The following is a 16,682-nucleotide window of genomic DNA, read 5'->3' on the forward strand; positions in this document are numbered from 1 at the left end:
CCCGCCACTGATTCCTGTGACACCAACGACATGAATTTCTTTTTGACGATCGTTCTCGATGGCTTGATTCAGGCCTCGTGGCTATTCATCGTGGCTCTCGGAATGACGCTGGTGTTCGGCGTGTTGAAGATACTCAACATCGCCCATGGTAGTTTCTATGCACTCGGCGCCTATATCGCGGCGAGTGCGGTAACGATGGTTGCCGCACGGGGGTTCCATCCAGGCGTCGGCTTCGCGGCCATGCTGGTCTCCGTGGCGCTGATCGCGTCCGCCGTGGGGCTGCTGCTGGAGCGCGGGCTGTTGAAGATGTTCTATGGCCGCGACGAGGTCGTGCTTCTGCTCGTAACCTATGCAGTTTTTCTTATCTTCGAAGACGCCACCAAGCTGATCTGGGGTGTCAACCCGATCTATGCGACGCAGCCCTACGAGCTGTTCGGCAATCTCGAATTTGCCGGTCTTTATTACGTCGGATACGACCTCATGTTGATGCCGATTTCAGCATTGATTGGCTTTGCGATCTGGTTCGGTCTCAACCGCACTGTAATCGGGAAAATCGTGCTGGCCGTGATCCACAATGAAGAAATGAGCGTCAGCATGGGCGTCCGTGTCAACCGAGTTTATGCCATCGCTTTTGCGTTCGGCGTCCTGCTCGCCGGCCTCGCCGGCGCTCTGACTGCGCCGAAAATATCGATGCAACCCGGCCTCAGTTCGGATGTCATAATTCTCAGCTTTGCCATCGTAGTGATCGGCGGGCTGGGCAGTGTCGAGGGCGCTGCAGTCGGCGCCCTCCTGGTCGGGATGGCGCGTGCAGCTTCCGTTCATCTGATGCCGCAGGCTGAATTGTTCGTGATCTATCTCATCATGGCCGCCGTGCTGTTGTTTCGCCCCGAGGGGCTGTTCAAGCGCGAAACGGCAAGGCGGATTTGATGAAGAAGGACATGCATCCTCTGGTCATGATCGCCCTCGTTGCGGCGGTGACTCTTCTTGGCCGCGCGCTGCCGACCTGGACGCTGTCGCTGGCAACCGTTGCCGCCTCCAACGCGCTGATTGCGCTTGGTATCGTGGTGCTCGCGCGCACCGGAAACGTGTCGTTTGGCCAGGGCCTGTTCTTTGCCGCCGGCGGCTATGGCGTGGCATTGATCGCGAACGCCTGGGGCCTGACGGACGCCGTGGCGCAGGTGATCATTGGGGCGGCGTGCGGCGGACTGCTCGGCCTCGTCATTGGCCCATTCATTGCACGCTACAGCGGCATTTTCTTCGGTATGCTGACGCTGGCCCTTTCCATGGTTTTCTACGGCGCGCTGGTGAAGTCAACGGCGCTCGGCGGCTCCGACGGATTCAATGTAGGTCGACCGACCCTGTTCGGACTGAGTTTCGCCGATCCGCGGGAGGCCGACTTCATGCTGTATGCCGTTTCGGTGATCGTGACGGGTTTTGCCGGCATCGGCGCTACCATTCTGTTCCGATCCGAATTCGGGCTCGCCAGCCTTGCGGTTCGTGAAAATAATCTACGTCTTGAGTATCTGGGCATTTCGGCTAATCAGGTCATATCGATAAATTTCGTGATCGCGGCGATCTTCGCTGGCGCCAGCGGCGCGTTTGCCCTGATGGCGCAGCGGCACATCGATCCGCAATTCGCGTACTGGACCACCTCGGGCGAATTCGTCTTCGTTGCGGTCCTTGCCGGCACCCAGAGCGTGGCCGCGGTGTTCGTGGCCTCGATGACGCTCGAACTGGTCCGCTCGTTCGCAAGCCTCTATTTGCCGAACACGTGGCAACTTATGCTCGGCGTATTTCTCCTCGGCGTCATCCTATTTCTACCCCGCGGCATCGGCTCGCTCTGGATCAGGAACCGGCGCAAGAGGAGCCCCACCGCGGCAAGCGTAACGATTGCCGCCGAGCGAGGAATTGCGCCGTGAAGCAGGTTCTTTCAGTGCGCGGGCTCGAGAAGCGGTTCGGTGCGGTGGTGGCAGCCGACGCACTCACCCTCGATATTCCGGCAGGCCAGAAGATCAGCCTGATTGGCGCTAACGGCGCCGGCAAGACGACTTTCGTCAATATGGTCACGGGCTATCTGAAACCTGACCGCGGCTCGATCGTGCTTGACGGGATCGACATCGGCAGGCGCTCACCCAGAAGCGTGGCTCAGCTCGGTATCTCGCGTTCTTTCCAGATTCCCCAGTTGTTTGTTGAACTCACGGCTGCCGAGAATCTCACCGTGGCCTTCTCCGGCGTCGGTCCGCGAATGTCACTTCGCGCGCCGGCGGGAGCTGAAGGCCGCCATGACAAAGCCGTCGAATTGCTTGGACGCTTTGGTCTTGCCGATCTGGCCGACCGTCCGATCTCCGAGCTCGCGGGCGGGGTGCGCAAACTGATAGATATCGCAATGGCGCTGGTGCGCCGGCCGAAGCTGCTGCTGCTGGACGAGCCGACCTCCGGCGTCTCCGCCGAAGACAAATTTGCTACCATGGAGCGCGTGATCCACGCCGTTGCCCCGGATGCCTCGACCCTCATCTTCGTCGAGCATGACATGGACATCGTCAGCCGCTATGCCGACCGCGTCGTAGCATTCTATCAGGGCCGGATTCTTGCGGACGGCGCGCCGGCCAGCGTGTTGAAGGATCAGGAAGTTCGCCGTTACGTCACCGGGGGGCTACGATGATTGCGGCGACGCCAATGCTGGAAGTCGACAATCTCGTCGTCGAAATCCAGTCGATGCCGGCGTTGCGCGGCTTTTCGATGCGCGTCGCCAGGGGGGCCATGGTGAGCCTCGTCGGGCGCAACGGAGCCGGCAAGACGACACTGATGCGTTCCATCATGGGGCATCTGAAACCGGCGCAGGGCGCGGTGGGGTTCGACGGCAGCGATTTGTCATCCAGCCCGCGACATGCGCGCGCGTCGCTCGGGATCGGGTATATGCCCGAAGATCGATGCCTGGTGCCTCAGTTGACGGTCGAAGAGAACATCATGCTGCCATTGTGGGTCTCGGGACATCTCGACCGCAAGGCGCGGCTCGAGTTCGTCTATGAGGTGATCAATGAACTCACCGAGATGCGGCAACGCAAGGCACTGTTGTTGAGCGGCGGACAGCAAAAGCTTGTCGCACTCGGCCGGGCCCTTGCCGTTGGCACCAAGTGCCTGCTGCTTGACGAGCCGTTCGAAGGCATCGCGCCAGCGCTGTCGGAACGGCTGTCGGAGGTGCTTGCATCCCTCAAGGGCAAGGATCTCACCTTGCTGATGTCGCAATCGGACTTGAATCACTCGCGTGGACTGGTCGACGGGGAATTCACGATTGAACGTGGCGCCAACCCCGCCCCCGGAAGCGAGTGAATTGGCGGAGAGAGTGTCAGTCAATCCCCATTGAAGGATAACTGGCATTTCGACATTCATGGGCCCACACTCACCAGTTCAGCTACACGCGAGATGGGATTTCCGGTCGCGATCACGTCCAGTTTGCGACCGCGACCTCAGCGGCAGCGTCACAGTCTGCCAAAAGACCCCATTCATGTGCGATCAAGCTATGCATGGCTCCGAGATATTGACCCCACTAGCGAATAATCGGGCGAGCAGTCGAGGATCTAACAACGAGCTGAGTGGCCAGGCACTCCGATTGAGCCGTGTTGCCATCGAGAATTGCGACCAGCCGCTCGGCCGCAATCCGTCCCATCTCTTCTGACCTAATGGCCACCGTCGTTAGCGGCGGCGAAAGGTATTGCGCAAAATCCAGATCGTCGAATCCAGTTACGGATATGTCGCCGGGAACATCGATCCTGGCCATGTGGCAGGCATGCAGAACACCGAAAGCCAATATGTCGCTGCTACACACGATGCCTGTCGTTTCGGGAAACAATTCACGGATTTCCTGCAACGCTTGAATGCCACTTTCGAACCGGTAGGTCTTTTCGATAATCGGTCGAGATGCAGCGAGTCCGCGTTCCCTAAGCGTATCCTGAAAGGCCTTCCTGCGACTGATCTGGCGATCATTGCCGGCGGTGGGGCCGGCAATCATCGTGAGATTCGTATGACCAAGATCAAGCAGATGATTGACGATATCGCGCGTCGCCGTGAAGTTATCGATCCCGACCGACAGCTCGCCGCTTTCTGGAACGAAAGAATAGGTCTGAACGAACGGTATCTGCTTCGTCTCGAGAAAATGGCGGAGTTTCTCGTCGACGACGCGACCGACGACCATCAGCGCTTCGGCACCACGCTCTACGATACGACGTACGGCCTCGAAAATATGGCTATTATCGAATCCGACTGAAAGAACGATGACAGTGTAGCCGTCATCCGCAAGCTGGGCCTGCATGCCATTGACAAGCTTCGCATAGATCGCGTGATCGAGCGTCGGTATAACCGCTCCGATGACGCGCGTTCGCTGTAAACGGAGCGCCTTTGCGGCTGAATTTGGCACGTAGCCCGCCGCGGTCGCCGCCTCCATCACACGCTTCCGGACGTCCTTCCTTACTCTTTGCGGATCGTTGAAGGTCCGCGAAACCGTCGCTATCGAGACACCGGCCATTTCGGCCACACGAAATACGCCTCGCTTCGGTGGCAGCGAAACGGTCGACTCCTCTTCCAGAAAGCCGGCTTGAATATCTGCGGTCGGCTGGTCGTTCATAGCTGCAGCAAGTCCGCAAGGCCCCTGAGGTCGCTCAAAACAGGCACGGAATCGGGAAACGGGTTGGTCGTATTATAGTCTACGATACCCACAAACGGTATGCCCAGTTCTTTCGCCGCCGCATATTCCGTTGGGGAATCGCCGACGGCAATGGCCTGGTCCGCCGTGAGCAAGCTCGTTCGGATAATACGACGAAAAGCGTCTAGCTTCAGGACCGGCGCCCCGGCGATCGTTCGAAAATATGGCTTCAAACCGCGTCGTTCGATGATATCGCTAAGTTCGTTCTCAGGCGTGCCAGAAACCACGTGGACAGCCAGTCGCTGGAAGTACGACGTGATGAAATCATATACACCGTCGACAAATGGGCATCGGACGACCGCTTCGTGGACGATAGCCGTATAGCGTGCCGACAGCTTTTCGACCACACTCTCATCGCCAACTCTGCCAAAGATCTCGCGCTCGAAATGCCGAAACTTTTCACGACGATTCACGCCGCCATGGGCGTGTTGATATGCCATGACTGCGGCGATCCTGGCCGGCTTCTCCTCACGATAGATTTCGGCGAAGGCTTGGGCCTTGATTTCGACCGATCGCAACACGACGCCATCGAAATCGAGGATAGCGGCCGCCGGACGGCGGCCAATATCATTTGACTTATTATACATGGGACCACGCACGCCCCTTTCTCACCAGGCGGTCATGCCTCCGTCCACGGTGAACATACCGCCCGTAGCGAAAGAGGATTCGTCGGACGCCAACCACAGGATCATGGACGCGATCTCCTCGGGCTGTCCGACGCGCGCCATCGGCGCCCTGGCCTTAAGTCCCGCAACGAATGCATCCGGATCAGGGACTTGCTGCAACATCTTGTCGAAATAGGTCGACCAAATGACCCCAGGGCAGACGGCATTCACGCGAATGTTTTCCGGGGCATGATCGAGTGCCATTGCTCGCGTCAACGAAGCGACGCCTCCCTTGGCCGCGACATAGGCCGCGCGATCCTTGATTCCGACCTGGGCAATATTCGAAGCGGTGTTGACGATTACACCTCCGCCAGCCGAAGCCATCACGGGGATGGCAAACTTTGAGCACAAGAACACGCTCTTGAGATTGATAGAAACGATATCGTCCCACTCCGCCTCGCTTGCGGTCACGACGGATCCGAGGGTCCCCTTGCCAGCATTGTTGACGAGAACATCAAGCCTTCCGAAGCGTTCGACGCAGGCCGATATCATCGATCGAACGGCCGCGGCATCGCGGACATCCACCCCGACCGCGAATGCGGCTTCGCCGATCTCTTGTGCCACGGCGCGAGCTCCGGCTTCGTTCCAGTCGGCGACGACGACACGGGCGCCTTCCGAGGTGAACAGTTTGGCCGTCGCCGCGCCGATACCGGCGGCGGCTCCGGTAACGATGGCAACCTTGTTTTTCAATCGCATGATCTGCTGCTCTTTCAAAGGTTCAGGAGGAGTTCGCGCCTGATCATCTGCTCGACACTCAGCGAGGCCAGCCAGGAGGTTTTGGGGTTTTCGGGCAGAGCCTCGTTCAATAGGCGGACTTCGATCTCGCCTGCCAGGCCTCGCGCACGAAACTCATGTCCATTGAGGCTTGTATTGGGGTCGGCAATGAGCCGGACCGTGGTCCGCTCGAATCCGATACCGGCGAGCGCGATTGCGGCTGTCACATTGGCATTCTTCGGATAGAGCCGGCAGGCATCCTGCGCTGTGCCTTCGAATATGACGGTCGGTTGTGCTACCGCCTCAAGATCAAGAGCATCCTGTGCCGGAGTTCCTCGCCACGCGAGCGGCGGCTTTCTGCCCACATATGCCACAACGTCCAGGCCGGCGAGTTTCGCCGCCGCAAGCGAATCGAGCCCGCCCACTCCCCCAGAAACCAGATGAAATCTGCTGCCTCCGGAAGCCGCAGCCGCTTGGATCCGCTCTCGCATGCCGTGATCGGCGAGCGCCCCGATCGATGCGATAATAACGTCTATCCCAGCAGCCAGAAGTGTCGGTACAGTTTCTGCCACTGCGGTCTGGCTGGCACATTCCGCCACGAGATCCGGCCCCCAGGCGATCAGGTCGCCGATCGTCCGGCAGATTGTAATGTCTTGCTCCGGAATGGGCTGACTCGAGCGCGCCAGGATTGCGCCTGCGCGCAACGCGGGTTGCCTTTGCGCAAGTCCCACCATGGTCGCGCGGGCCATCGCACCGTAACCGATGAAGGCAAGGCGGCGTTTCGCAGTCATGAGACTTCATCCAGGAAGAAACGCACGTCTTGCACGAACTGATCCGGACGAATTTTCGGAAAGAAGTGACCGCCCTCGCGCGACAGCAATTTGGCACCAGTGATGCCGTTCGCCAGCGCAACGGACTGGCCGTAGGCCACGACCATGTCGTCCCTCGCCCCGATAACAAGAGTTGGATGACAGATATGCGAAAGATCATCCAGGCCTTCGAAGGCAAGGAGCATGCGGATCCGTGCCGAGGAAACGGCGATGGGTTCGAGGTCGACGCGTGCGCGTGCCACCGCTTGCTCGACGAGTTCTGGATGGCTCGCGAGCCAGTCGGGCGGAAACCCGATGACTTGAGTCAATCGTGCGTAGCTTTCGGGCCCCAGGGATTCGAGGACCTCAAGTCGCGAACGGAACAGCGTCTGGAAGTGAAAGTCGGGCCGGTGCCAGGTAGCAGACAAGACGATCCTGCCGATACGTGTCGGGTATTCACGCGCAACGACTTGCGCGATCACCCCACCGGTGGAATGACCCACGAGGTCCGCGCGCGCAATCCCGAGCGCATCAAGCATGTCTACCAGGTCTTCGGCCAAAGCTTCGATGGTATAAGTCTCCGCCGGTCTGTCACTCCGGCCGGCACCGCGATGATCGAAGGAAATCACGCGTCGCGCATCCGCGAATTCCGGCACCATTGCAGACCAGAAGCTGGCCGAACCACCGAGGCCCGGTATCAGCACGACTGGTGCGCCCGACCCGCTCGTCTCGGCATATAGACGACAGCCATCTCGGGCGGTCAGAAACGTCATGAGCTGACGCCCTTGTCAGCGATCGGGGCTCCGAACACCGTCTGGCGCTCGATCTCAGCAACGTTCTCCGGGCGCGGGAACGGCGTGGGTGGGACTTCACCAACGGCTTTCGATCGACCGATGGCTTCAAAGAAGTCTTCAAGACCATTGGGAACGATAAGCCAGAGCCAGTGTAGCTCCGTGTCACCGTCGTTTATGAATTTGTGTCTCCGATTCTTTCCGACGAAGATCGTCGTACCCGGCGAAACCGGATGAACCACGCCCTCGACGACTGCTTTGCCGGTTCCCAAGATGAAATGCAGAACCTCTTCGTTTCTATCGTGGACGTGTTCGCGAACGTAGCACCCCGGCGGCAAGGTCTGCGTGCCGAGACCGATCGGATATTCCATCTCGACCATCTTGGGTGCAACCTTTACTGAGATGTGTCCGTTTGAAGGAACGGGCTGCCAAAAATTCTGCCCTTCCTCGGGACCGAGGACCATGAATGCGCCTCCGGTCTCGTCGCCTTTTCCGTGAGTGGCCATGTTGCATCTCCCTAGTGAGTAAGACCGAAATGTCTCGGCAGCGCGAGCGTGATTTCGGGCGCAAACGCCACGAGCAAGACGCCGAGAAACACAACAGCGAAATATTTGCCGATCGAGCGCGTCGTCGACTCGATACTGACTTGCCCGACTGCGCAGCAGGCGTAGAGACCAAGACCGAGCGGTGGGGCGAACAAGCCCACTCCCATGGAGAGGACGAGAAGCGTGCCGAAGTGAAGAGGGTCCAATCCCAGCTGGGTCGCGACCGGAACCAGCATGGGTCCAAAGATGATGAGCGCAGCAGCCCCTTCAAGGACGGCCCCCATCACGATGAGGGTCAATATTGCAAGAACAACGAAGGACCACCGGCCATAGTGCTGCCCCATGGAGATCAACACCTCTGCAATCGCATGCGGCACCTGATTTATCGTCAGGATGAAGGCAAGCGTTTGCGCGAGCGCGATGATGAACAGGACCATCCCAGCCAGGCCTGCAGACTTGACCAGAACACGATACATCTTGCCTAGGCTCATATCACGGAAGATCACTCCACCTACAACCAGGGCGTACAAGGCCGCGAAGGCGGAGATCTCGGTCGCCGTGGCAAAACCGGATCGGTAACCGACGAAAATAACGAGCAGCATGCCAAAACAGGCAACCCCGCTCAGCCACAAATCTTTTCGACTGACTTCGGGATGAATCTTGAGATCGACCTTGGACTGCTTCGGCGCCATCAGCATCGACAGAATGATGAGACCGGCAGAGAGCGCGAGGGCAGGTACGATGCCGGCGAGAAACAGACCTGAAATGGAGATGTTTGCAACAAACCCGAGGATGATGAGGTTGACGCATGGGGGAATTGTCTCGGCGACGACCGCCGATGCTGCCAGCAGGGCAACCGCATCGCTGGGATTCTGGCGCGACTTGCGGGCCGCCGGGACGAGAACGGACCCGACCGCCGCAACGTCCGCGAGCTTTGAGCCTGAAATACCCGAGAAGACGATCATGCTCAACACCATGACGATGTGGAGCCCGCCCCTGACTTGACCAACCGCACGCTGGATCATCTCGATCAGGCGGACGGACATGCCGTTCACCTCCATGATGTAGCCTGTCAGGATGAAGAACGGCACGGCGAGGAGAACGAAATTGTCGACGCCGGCTGCTGATTGCTGCGCGAAGATCTCGACGGGTATGCTGTCGTTGGTCCAGAGATAGACCAGCGATGAGAATCCGAGCGCGAATGCAATCGGAATACCCGCCAGCAGCGACGCGATGAAAGCGGCCGCCATCAGAGCAAGCGGCAGCCAAGGCAAGTCAGCCAGCCCGAATTGGCTGAACGCCCATATCAGCATGGACAGCGCGATTGCACCGGCAACCGCTTTCAAGATCGTGACGCCCGGAAATCCCGCGAGCTTGATCAAGCCGAATATCAGCATCCATATCCCGCCGATCGCAACCGGATACACGAAGATCACCTGCGGAAAGCCTGCCGCGGTCTCCTGACTGCCGACCGTGCGCGCCAGGAGAATACCGTATACGGCCAGAGCGGCGGAAACGGCGATGATGACGAGGCATCCGAGCGCCTTGGCGTATTCTCGCCAGGCGACGGGCAGTCGGGCGAGTACGGCCTCGATGCCGGCGTGCTGCTCACGGCTGATACCCGAGGCAGCACCGACGAAAGTGAGTGCGACGAGCAGGGCGCGAGCCCCCTCGTCCGCCCACTCAAAGGGATCGTGGAGGAAGTAACGGTAGAAGACGGACGCGAGGACGATAATGAGATTGACGCCCAGTAGAACGGCGCTCAGTCCATCGACTGCGTGGACGAGCAGCCTCGTCCAGTTTGTCGAGGTGGGCGTCGCGACGGACGCAGCATCCAAATCCACCATTGCCGCCTCCCGTGTTTAGGAACCGCGAGACACGATGCTGTCGAGGTACGGCTTCATGGATGGGTTTTTGGCGGCAAACTCCGCCCAGAGCGGCTTGACCAGGTTCCGGAAGGACTCCCGGTCGCAATCGCTCACTTCAAGTCCGCGCGTCTTCAGTTCACCGAGTGCCTTCGCCTCGGCCTTGAGCGCGAGTTCGCGCGCATGTGCGGCCGCCTCCTTGCCCGCCTTAAGGAATCCCTCCCGATGTTGTGCGGGGATCTTTTGCAGCGATCGCGTCGAAATGAGGGGATTGAACGCATTGAAGATGTGATTGGTCAGCGTGTAGTGTTTCGCGCTTTCGTAGTATTTTCCGGCAAGAACGGTTGGCGCGTCGTGCTCCATGCCATCCATGACGCCAGCCTGCAGAGCGGTGTAGACCTCGCCGAGCGGAAGCGGGGTCGCAACGGCCCCCATCAACTTCAGCGTCTGAATGAAGTTCGGCACCGGCAACACGCGAATCTTGCGGCCCGCCAGCTCAGCAGGCGTCTTGAACGGGGATTTGGCGAGAACGTTTCGAACGCCGGGGCTGTAGTGCCATCCCAACACGTGGGCGCCAGCCTTCTCGAGCAACAGCTTTGAAAGCGCATCGCCCGTCGGCCCGTCGAGCGCATCCCGCACGCCATCCCAACTGCGGAAAATGTAACCGAGGTCAAGCATTCCGATTTCAGGCACGACGGTGCCCCAAACCGAAGACCCGCCGATCGACAAATCGATCACCCCGAGCTTGATCGACGCGACGACGTCGGACTCTTTGCCCAACTGGCTATCGGGGAATAGCTGCACTTTGACTTCGTTGCTGCAGTACAGCCCGACGAGTTCGTCGAACTTCCCGAACCACATCGCGGCCGCGGAGTTCTCGGGATCGTTCGTCAAGACGGTTGCGCAACGTAGGGTTAGAGGAGCAGCCCGGGCGACGCGCGAACCGACCGAAGTCGTGACGGCAGCGACCGCGCCGGCAGACATCAATTTCAGCGTCTCCCTCCGATTCAGCGAACGGATAGACATTTCGAGCCTCCTCCTCTGATTTAGCGAATGTAAACCTTTACAGTAAACCTTTACATCACTATGCCTCATATCGGTCAAGGGGCGAATATTGTCAGTTCGTCCATTTTTTGGGCAGTCGGAGGTAAGAATGTATGGATTCAACGGAGATCGCGCCCTCGTCACGGGTGGCGCAACGGGGATTGGCCGAAAAGTCGCTGTTCGACTGGCGAAAGAGGGTTGCCGGATCGGCATCATCGACGTCGACGACATCAACGTCCGCGAGACGCTCAATCAAGCGTCCGGCTTCGGAAAAGAAGCGGTCTTCTATCGCGCCGACGTTGGTGACGCGACAGAACTCCGAGCGGCCTATGACCGATTTCGCGCAGACGTGGGAGACGCGGATATCCTCATCAACAATGCGGGGATAAACGCGATCGGCAAGATCGGTGAGCTAACCCTCGACGAATGGCGCGCCGTGTTTCGCGTGAACGTGGAAGGCATCTTTTCGCTCTGTAGTATCGTCGCGCCGGTCATGGCAGCACGCAGAAGCGGCCGCATCATCAATATGGCCTCGTGGTTCGGCAAGATCGGCAAAGCGCAATACGGAGCCTATTGCGCTTCCAAGTTCGCCGTTATCGGTCTCACGCAAACGCTCGCCGCCGAGCTTGCACCGACAGGCGTCACCGTCAACGCGGTATGCCCCGGCACGATCGTAGAGACCGGCATGAGAGAAATGGCCGACAAGCGATCTCGGGAGGCCGGACTGCGCACGGCGAAGGAGCGCGAATCCGAGATTCCGCTAGGTCGCGTAGGCCTACCCGACGACATCGCGAAAGTGGTCGCATTTCTGGCATCAAGTGAAGCCTCTTACATGACCGGTCAAGCGATCAATGTCACCGGGGGCCTCTGGATGCACTGACGTCTCGCGCCCCGCTCAATACGGCGAGAGTCACTCACTTCTGGCCGGCTCTTTCCGAATCGGAGCTTCAAGTCGGCGATGGCGACAACCCGTACGGCCAGCCCCCGAAGAACCTCAGGACCGAATGGCGGCTGAGACTTGTTTGAGATTCGCCTCGGCAATGAGACGCATCGGAACCCCGCGAAGGGATTCGTACCAGATCGTAGGTTGGCGTAGAAAATCGTACAAATGGCGGAGAGAGTGTCAGAAATCGCCAGTATCGTACTCCTTCTCCCGCATTCGCCGATAGTGACGAAACACCTGCGCCGCAGGCGCGGGCCGCGCCGGAGCTCGCGCGGGTTCACTCCAATTCGCGAGCAATATTCACGCAAGTATGGGCCGGAGTATGGGCGAGAATGTTCGACGGTAGGTTGGGGTCGATGGAACGGCCCGGCCGGCGACCGCAAAACCCTTCCTCTCCTGCTGGAGCTTCGAGACGTCGACCTTGAAGAACGTTCCGTAGTCGCCCTGCTTCTCAGGAACGCGCCTAGGCGCGCGGGAATTCCGATGTTGCTGATCAGATTGACGTCCTTGGCGGGGTCGAGCCCGTGGCGCCGGAGGCCTCCTCCAAGAACAAGGCGGGGGACGATCCCGTGCGCCACGTGATGATCGACTTGCCCTTCAGGTCCTTCCAATCGAACGGCTTGTCGCTGCGCCCCAGAGAAAGGTCCCGACAGACGTTGTCAGACCGCAGAACATCTTGACCTTAGTCGGCGACTGGCTGCTGTCGACGTAGATCGCGGTCTCGGGGCCAGCCCGTGCAATGTCGAAGCTGCCCGACGGCAGCCCCGCCATCGCCTTGTCGCCGCCCTGTGACGCCGTGTAGTCAACCTGCAAGCCCTCATCCTTGAAGTAACCGAGGCTGCCCTCGCGCACGGGCGTTGAAGTCGACGAGTTTCTGCTCACGGAAGACTCGGCGATCTCGGCAATCGGAGACTGCGCCTCGTTCCCGCATCCGGACGGCATGAGTCGGATGCGGCTGGAGGCAGTCCAGAACGCCGCCGACCAGGCCAAGGTCGTCGCTGACCGCATCCTCGGCGCTGGGCGCCCCTATGCCGCGCGTTCCTGGTTCTGGAGTGATCAGGGGCGCGACAAGCTGCAGATCGCGGGCTGACCGCGAGCTGCCACGATATCATCGTCCGCGGCGATGCCGAGACGTCGTTTTCAACGTTCTGCTATCGCGACGGGACGTTCATCGGCGTGGAATCCGCCAACCGTCCTCAGAGCCTGACTCAAAAAGCGGTCATGGTGCGGCAAGGCGCCTTGTCAGCAGCCTGAGATGAGCCACGTAAAGCCAGGCAAGCTCTGTTGAGGATGAGCCTTCAAAGTCTCTGCTAAGGCGTCGGCAACGGCCGAACCATGCAAAAGTCCGTTCAACGACCCAGCGCCTGGGTAAGAGCTGGAAGCCTTTGACCCCCGGTGGTCGCTGGACGATCTCGATCGTCCACGGTCCACAGTGAGACAGCGCGTTGGTCAACTGCTTGCCGCGATAAACGCGGTCGGCAAAGACATGCTGGAGCTTCGGGAAACAGTCTCGCAGATGTTCCAGCAGGGGGACCGCGCCATGAACATCTTGAACGTTCGCAGGATGAACATGGGCTGCCAGCAAAAGGCCATTGGTATCAGTAACGATGTGCCGCTTGCGTCCATGCAGGCGCTTGCCGGGATCGAAGCCGCGAGGCCCTCCGGCCTGGGTTGTCGGAGCAGTTTGGCTGTCGATGACGGCAGCCGTTGGTGTTGACTTATGGCCGAGCCTCTTCCGTGCTCGCCGCACCAGGCTTCGAACGATCTGCTGCCACCTGCCGCTATCGCGCCAATCGTAGAAATAACCCTGCACCGTCGAATATGGCGGGAAGCTCTTCGGCAAAGCTCGCCATTGGCAGCCGGTCGACAAAACATACAAGACTGCCTGCACAATCTGGCGCAAATTGACCTTCCGCGGCCGGCCCAGTCGACATCGGGGTGGCATCTTCCGGGCAATCAGTGCCCACTCGGCGTCGGTCATATCGCTTGTGTAACACAAGCCACTGCGCTGATACTGGATACGAGCGGCTTCGGTCCATGCCATGGTGTCCTCCCTCGAATCTTGCAAATCCGAAGGAATCACAGGCCCGCCAAAGCCGCTCACCTTTTTCCGGTCAGGCTCTCAGGATCATGTCGTCGCGCGTAAGCTTCTTGATACCGGCATGCGAATCGATCCGACCTTGGTTCGCGACGTCACGTGCGACCTCAGAGAGGTCCTGAAACAGGCTGGCTGAGCGCCGGCAAACATGGGGCGCTCCCGACATGGAGCCTCCCAGAAACCATCGGCCTCGCCGGCAATGCTGTTCGGGCTACCGCCGCGATGAAAATTCGTACCTCACTGGCTCTCCAAGCCAACCCGCAGCGCGTCGCGACCAATAGGACTTGTGAATCTGAACCGTCTTGGGGCCAGGCCTCGCATCCCCGACAGGCCGCTCGCCGATCGAAGTGATTGGGATTATTCCGCCTGCGGTGCTGGTCAGGAAGATTTCATTCGCTTGCATCAGCTGCGTCTCGGTGATCGTGCCTGCGAGTGCGGCGATTCTCATCTCCTCACATAATTCCAGCGTCGTCCGACGAGTCATGCCGTCCAGCACGCCAGTTGACGGCGTCACGAGCCGCCCGTCGACATCCGCGAACAGATTGAACCCAGGACCTTCCGTAATATTTCCGTTGAGATCGACGAGAACGACGGTATCTGATCCGGCGTCAAAGCCGTCGAGCAAGCTCATCTCGAAGTCGAGCCAGTGGTAGTGCTTGACGAATGGATCGACCGAAACAGATGGGACGCGCACTCGTTTGCTGATGAACAACGACAGCCCCTTCTGTTGGACTTCGGGCTTCGCAAGCCACATGTATGGCACGCAGAAAGCCTGAAAGCGGTTCTTGCAAAGCCGGATATCTCGGCTACCAATCGGCGGCCGTCCTCGCGTCATGATGATTTGAACGTAGGCGTTCGAGTAGCCACAAATGGCTACAAGCTCGTGCATGATCTCGCGGATGCGAGCGATCGTCTCCGGCGAGACCATGCGCAACCGCTTGAGAGAGCGCTCAAATCGATCGAGATGATCTTGCAGTCGAAAGAACTGTCCGTTCCACGTCGAGATTGTTTCCTGACAGGCGTCCGATCGCAAGAAACCCCAGTCGAGCAGCGGCAGCTTTGCCTCATCGATCGGGCAAAACTCGCTATCAATATAGGCCGATCCCTTTTCAAAGCGGCTATCGATCGGCTGGCGGTTTGAACTCGGAAGATCCGGCCAAACTAGCTTTGTCTCGCCGGCGTCCTGGACGGCCATTTAGCTTCTCCCTCGGATTGAGAAATCCTATCGTCGCGACCTTGATCCGGTGAATCGCGCCGGCGCGTATGGTGTGGGGTCGATCGCGGGCTTTTCGCCTGTCATGAGTTGCGCAAGCAATCGCCCGCTCATGGGCGCACCGGTCAATCCCGAGTGTCCATGCCCGAAACAAACGTGCAGTCCTTGGTGACGGCTGATCGGACCGATCACCGGAAGACCGTCCGGAGTTGAAGGGCGGTGCCCCATCCAATAGGCCGTCTCGTCATACGTCAGCTGCGGGAACAGGCGCATCACCAGCTTGATGAGATTTTCCGCCCGCGGCAACGATGGCGGCGCATCCAACCCTCCGATCTCGACCGTTCCTGACACCCGCAGACCTTCCGACATCGAGCTAACGCCGAAATAGCTGGTCTTGTTGAGGATCGGCATTCCGAGCCGGACTGAAGGATTGCGCAGCATGACATGATAGCCGCGCTCGCTCTCCAATGGGATTTTCACGCCGAGCGGATCAAGCAATCTCGCGGACCACGCACCGGCAGCGACCACTACGAGATCCGCCTGGTAGTTGTTGAGATTCGTCATAATCATCCAGCGACCAGTCTCGTTGCGCCAGAGCTTGACAACACGCTCCTGGACCAATTCGCCACCCTCGCTGAGGAATTGGTTTGCGAGGGCGTTGATGAGGGCTCCCGGATCCACCGTGTGACCGTTGCCACGGATAAGCAAGCCGTACGACACATCGGACGAGATTCCCGGAAAGAACTGCCTGATTTGATCGGCTCCCAGGGTTTCCGCTTCGATTCCCAGATAGGATCGAACTTCATCCTCGAGGCTTATCGGGGGCGGCTCGGTGAGGCCTTCCCATAGGTAGACCTGGCCATCACGGCGCGTCAGGCGATCCATCGCACTCGCGCCGAGGTTTTCTCGCCAACCCTCGAAGGTCGATTGATGAAGCGCCCGCAAGGCGGTCGAGGCATGGAAGACATGGCTGCGTGTGCCCGAGCGTAAGTAGCGCAACAGCCATGGCAATGCCTTGGGCAGATACCGCGCTTTCACCGTCAGCGGGCCCAAGGGATCGGCGAGCCATCCCGGCACTTTCCAGATCATGCCCGGCTGCGACGTCGGCATCGCGGTGTCGGCCACGAGCATGCCCGAATTGCCGTAGGATGCGCCCGCCCCGGGTTGTCCCTCCTCGACCACGGTGACGGCCAATCCACGTCGCCTGAGCTGGATGGCAGCACTCAACCCGACTGCTCCAGCTCCAATGACGAAAACCGTCTGTTCTAGGTATTGACTTGCTTGCTCGGACATTGC

Annotated in this window: 19 protein-coding genes; 7 read left to right on the forward strand and 12 right to left on the reverse strand. The window is 59.5% G+C overall.

Features of this window, described 5'->3' with window-relative positions:
• Positions 1–30: 30 nt before the first annotated feature.
• Genes RAD15_RS23065 through RAD15_RS23080 form a run of 4 tightly spaced genes read left to right on the forward strand, consistent with a single transcriptional unit; the run spans position 31 to position 3,330 of the window.
• Entirely contained in the window at positions 31–927 is an 897-nt protein-coding gene (locus RAD15_RS23065; protein WP_458180492.1) for a branched-chain amino acid ABC transporter permease, read from the forward strand.
• The gene (locus RAD15_RS23070) at positions 927–1,919 is read left to right on the forward strand and encodes a branched-chain amino acid ABC transporter permease (protein ID WP_458180493.1); all 993 of its coding nucleotides are present in this window, start codon (positions 927–929) and stop codon (positions 1,917–1,919) included. The genes RAD15_RS23065 and RAD15_RS23070 overlap by 1 nt, the downstream gene beginning before the upstream one ends.
• A complete protein-coding gene (locus tag RAD15_RS23075; RefSeq protein WP_458180494.1) occupies positions 1,916–2,662 on the forward strand; it encodes an ABC transporter ATP-binding protein in 747 nt (248 codons plus the stop codon). The genes RAD15_RS23070 and RAD15_RS23075 overlap by 4 nt, the downstream gene beginning before the upstream one ends.
• Positions 2,663–2,676: 14 nt before the next feature.
• Entirely contained in the window at positions 2,677–3,330 is a 654-nt protein-coding gene (locus tag RAD15_RS23080; RefSeq protein ID WP_458180496.1) for an ATP-binding cassette domain-containing protein, read from the forward strand.
• 217 nt (positions 3,331–3,547) lie between these two features.
• On the opposite strand, the gene RAD15_RS23085 is transcribed toward RAD15_RS23080, so the two are convergent.
• From RAD15_RS23085 to RAD15_RS23120, 8 genes are read right to left on the reverse strand one after another with little or no spacing between them, the layout of a single operon-like run.
• On the reverse strand, positions 3,548–4,621 hold the full coding sequence (locus RAD15_RS23085; protein WP_458180497.1) for a LacI family DNA-binding transcriptional regulator: 1,074 nt from the start codon (positions 4,619–4,621) through the stop codon (positions 3,548–3,550).
• Positions 4,618–5,286, reverse strand: coding sequence for an HAD family hydrolase (locus RAD15_RS23090; protein ID WP_458180498.1), 669 nt, complete (start codon positions 5,284–5,286; stop codon positions 4,618–4,620). The genes RAD15_RS23085 and RAD15_RS23090 overlap by 4 nt, the downstream gene beginning before the upstream one ends.
• A 21-nt stretch (positions 5,287–5,307) precedes the next feature.
• On the reverse strand, positions 5,308–6,060 hold the full coding sequence (locus tag RAD15_RS23095; protein WP_458180499.1) for an SDR family oxidoreductase: 753 nt from the start codon (positions 6,058–6,060) through the stop codon (positions 5,308–5,310).
• 14 nt (positions 6,061–6,074) lie between these two features.
• Positions 6,075–6,869, reverse strand: coding sequence for an aspartate dehydrogenase (locus tag RAD15_RS23100; protein WP_458180501.1), 795 nt, complete (start codon positions 6,867–6,869; stop codon positions 6,075–6,077).
• Positions 6,866–7,660, reverse strand: coding sequence for an alpha/beta fold hydrolase (locus RAD15_RS23105; protein WP_458180502.1), 795 nt, complete (start codon positions 7,658–7,660; stop codon positions 6,866–6,868). Before RAD15_RS23105 ends, RAD15_RS23100 begins: the two co-directional genes overlap by 4 nt.
• Positions 7,657–8,184 carry a cupin domain-containing protein gene (locus RAD15_RS23110; RefSeq protein WP_458180503.1) on the reverse strand — a complete coding sequence of 176 codons (528 nt, stop codon included), beginning with the start codon at positions 8,182–8,184 and terminating at the stop codon, positions 7,657–7,659. Before RAD15_RS23110 ends, RAD15_RS23105 begins: the two co-directional genes overlap by 4 nt.
• Before the next feature lie 11 nt (positions 8,185–8,195).
• Positions 8,196–10,070: a TRAP transporter large permease gene (locus tag RAD15_RS23115; RefSeq protein ID WP_458180504.1), complete on the reverse strand. Its 1,875-nt coding sequence runs from the start codon at positions 10,068–10,070 to the stop codon at positions 8,196–8,198.
• A 15-nt stretch (positions 10,071–10,085) separates the two neighbouring features.
• Positions 10,086–11,114 carry a TRAP transporter substrate-binding protein gene (locus tag RAD15_RS23120; RefSeq protein WP_458180505.1) on the reverse strand — a complete coding sequence of 343 codons (1,029 nt, stop codon included), beginning with the start codon at positions 11,112–11,114 and terminating at the stop codon, positions 10,086–10,088.
• A gap of 127 nt (positions 11,115–11,241) precedes the next feature.
• Here RAD15_RS23120 and RAD15_RS23125 point away from each other — a divergent pair, with 127 nt between their 5' ends.
• Positions 11,242–12,012 (forward strand): SDR family NAD(P)-dependent oxidoreductase, encoded by a 771-nt coding sequence (locus tag RAD15_RS23125; RefSeq protein WP_458180506.1) that lies wholly within the window; start codon positions 11,242–11,244, stop codon positions 12,010–12,012.
• A gap of 660 nt (positions 12,013–12,672) precedes the next feature.
• On the opposite strand, the gene RAD15_RS23130 is transcribed toward RAD15_RS23125, so the two are convergent.
• Positions 12,673–12,957, reverse strand: a complete 285-nt coding sequence (locus RAD15_RS23130; protein ID WP_458180507.1) for a hypothetical protein — start codon at positions 12,955–12,957, stop codon at positions 12,673–12,675.
• A gap of 67 nt (positions 12,958–13,024) precedes the next feature.
• Between RAD15_RS23130 and RAD15_RS23135 the strand changes: the two genes are divergently transcribed.
• Positions 13,025–13,165, forward strand: a complete 141-nt coding sequence (locus tag RAD15_RS23135; protein WP_458180508.1) for a hypothetical protein — start codon at positions 13,025–13,027, stop codon at positions 13,163–13,165.
• Positions 13,166–13,185: 20 nt separating this feature from the next.
• Positions 13,186–13,329 carry an oxidoreductase C-terminal domain-containing protein gene (locus RAD15_RS23140; protein ID WP_458180664.1) on the forward strand — a complete coding sequence of 48 codons (144 nt, stop codon included), beginning with the start codon at positions 13,186–13,188 and terminating at the stop codon, positions 13,327–13,329.
• Here RAD15_RS23140 and RAD15_RS23145 read toward each other — a convergent pair.
• The 3 genes from RAD15_RS23145 to RAD15_RS23155 all read right to left on the reverse strand — a co-directional run bounded on the left by RAD15_RS23145 (position 13,295) and on the right by RAD15_RS23155 (position 16,679).
• Positions 13,295–14,119 (reverse strand): IS5 family transposase, encoded by an 825-nt coding sequence (locus RAD15_RS23145; protein ID WP_458180509.1) that lies wholly within the window; start codon positions 14,117–14,119, stop codon positions 13,295–13,297. The genes RAD15_RS23140 and RAD15_RS23145 overlap by 35 nt on opposite strands.
• Positions 14,120–14,384: 265 nt before the next feature.
• The gene (locus tag RAD15_RS23150) at positions 14,385–15,368 is read right to left on the reverse strand and encodes an aminotransferase class IV (RefSeq protein ID WP_458180510.1); all 984 of its coding nucleotides are present in this window, start codon (positions 15,366–15,368) and stop codon (positions 14,385–14,387) included.
• Positions 15,369–15,395: 27 nt separating this feature from the next.
• A complete protein-coding gene (locus RAD15_RS23155; RefSeq protein ID WP_458180511.1) occupies positions 15,396–16,679 on the reverse strand; it encodes an NAD(P)/FAD-dependent oxidoreductase in 1,284 nt (427 codons plus the stop codon).
• Positions 16,680–16,682: the final 3 nt, after the last annotated feature.

The sequence above is a fragment of the Bradyrhizobium sp. 14AA genome, assembly GCF_054185205.1.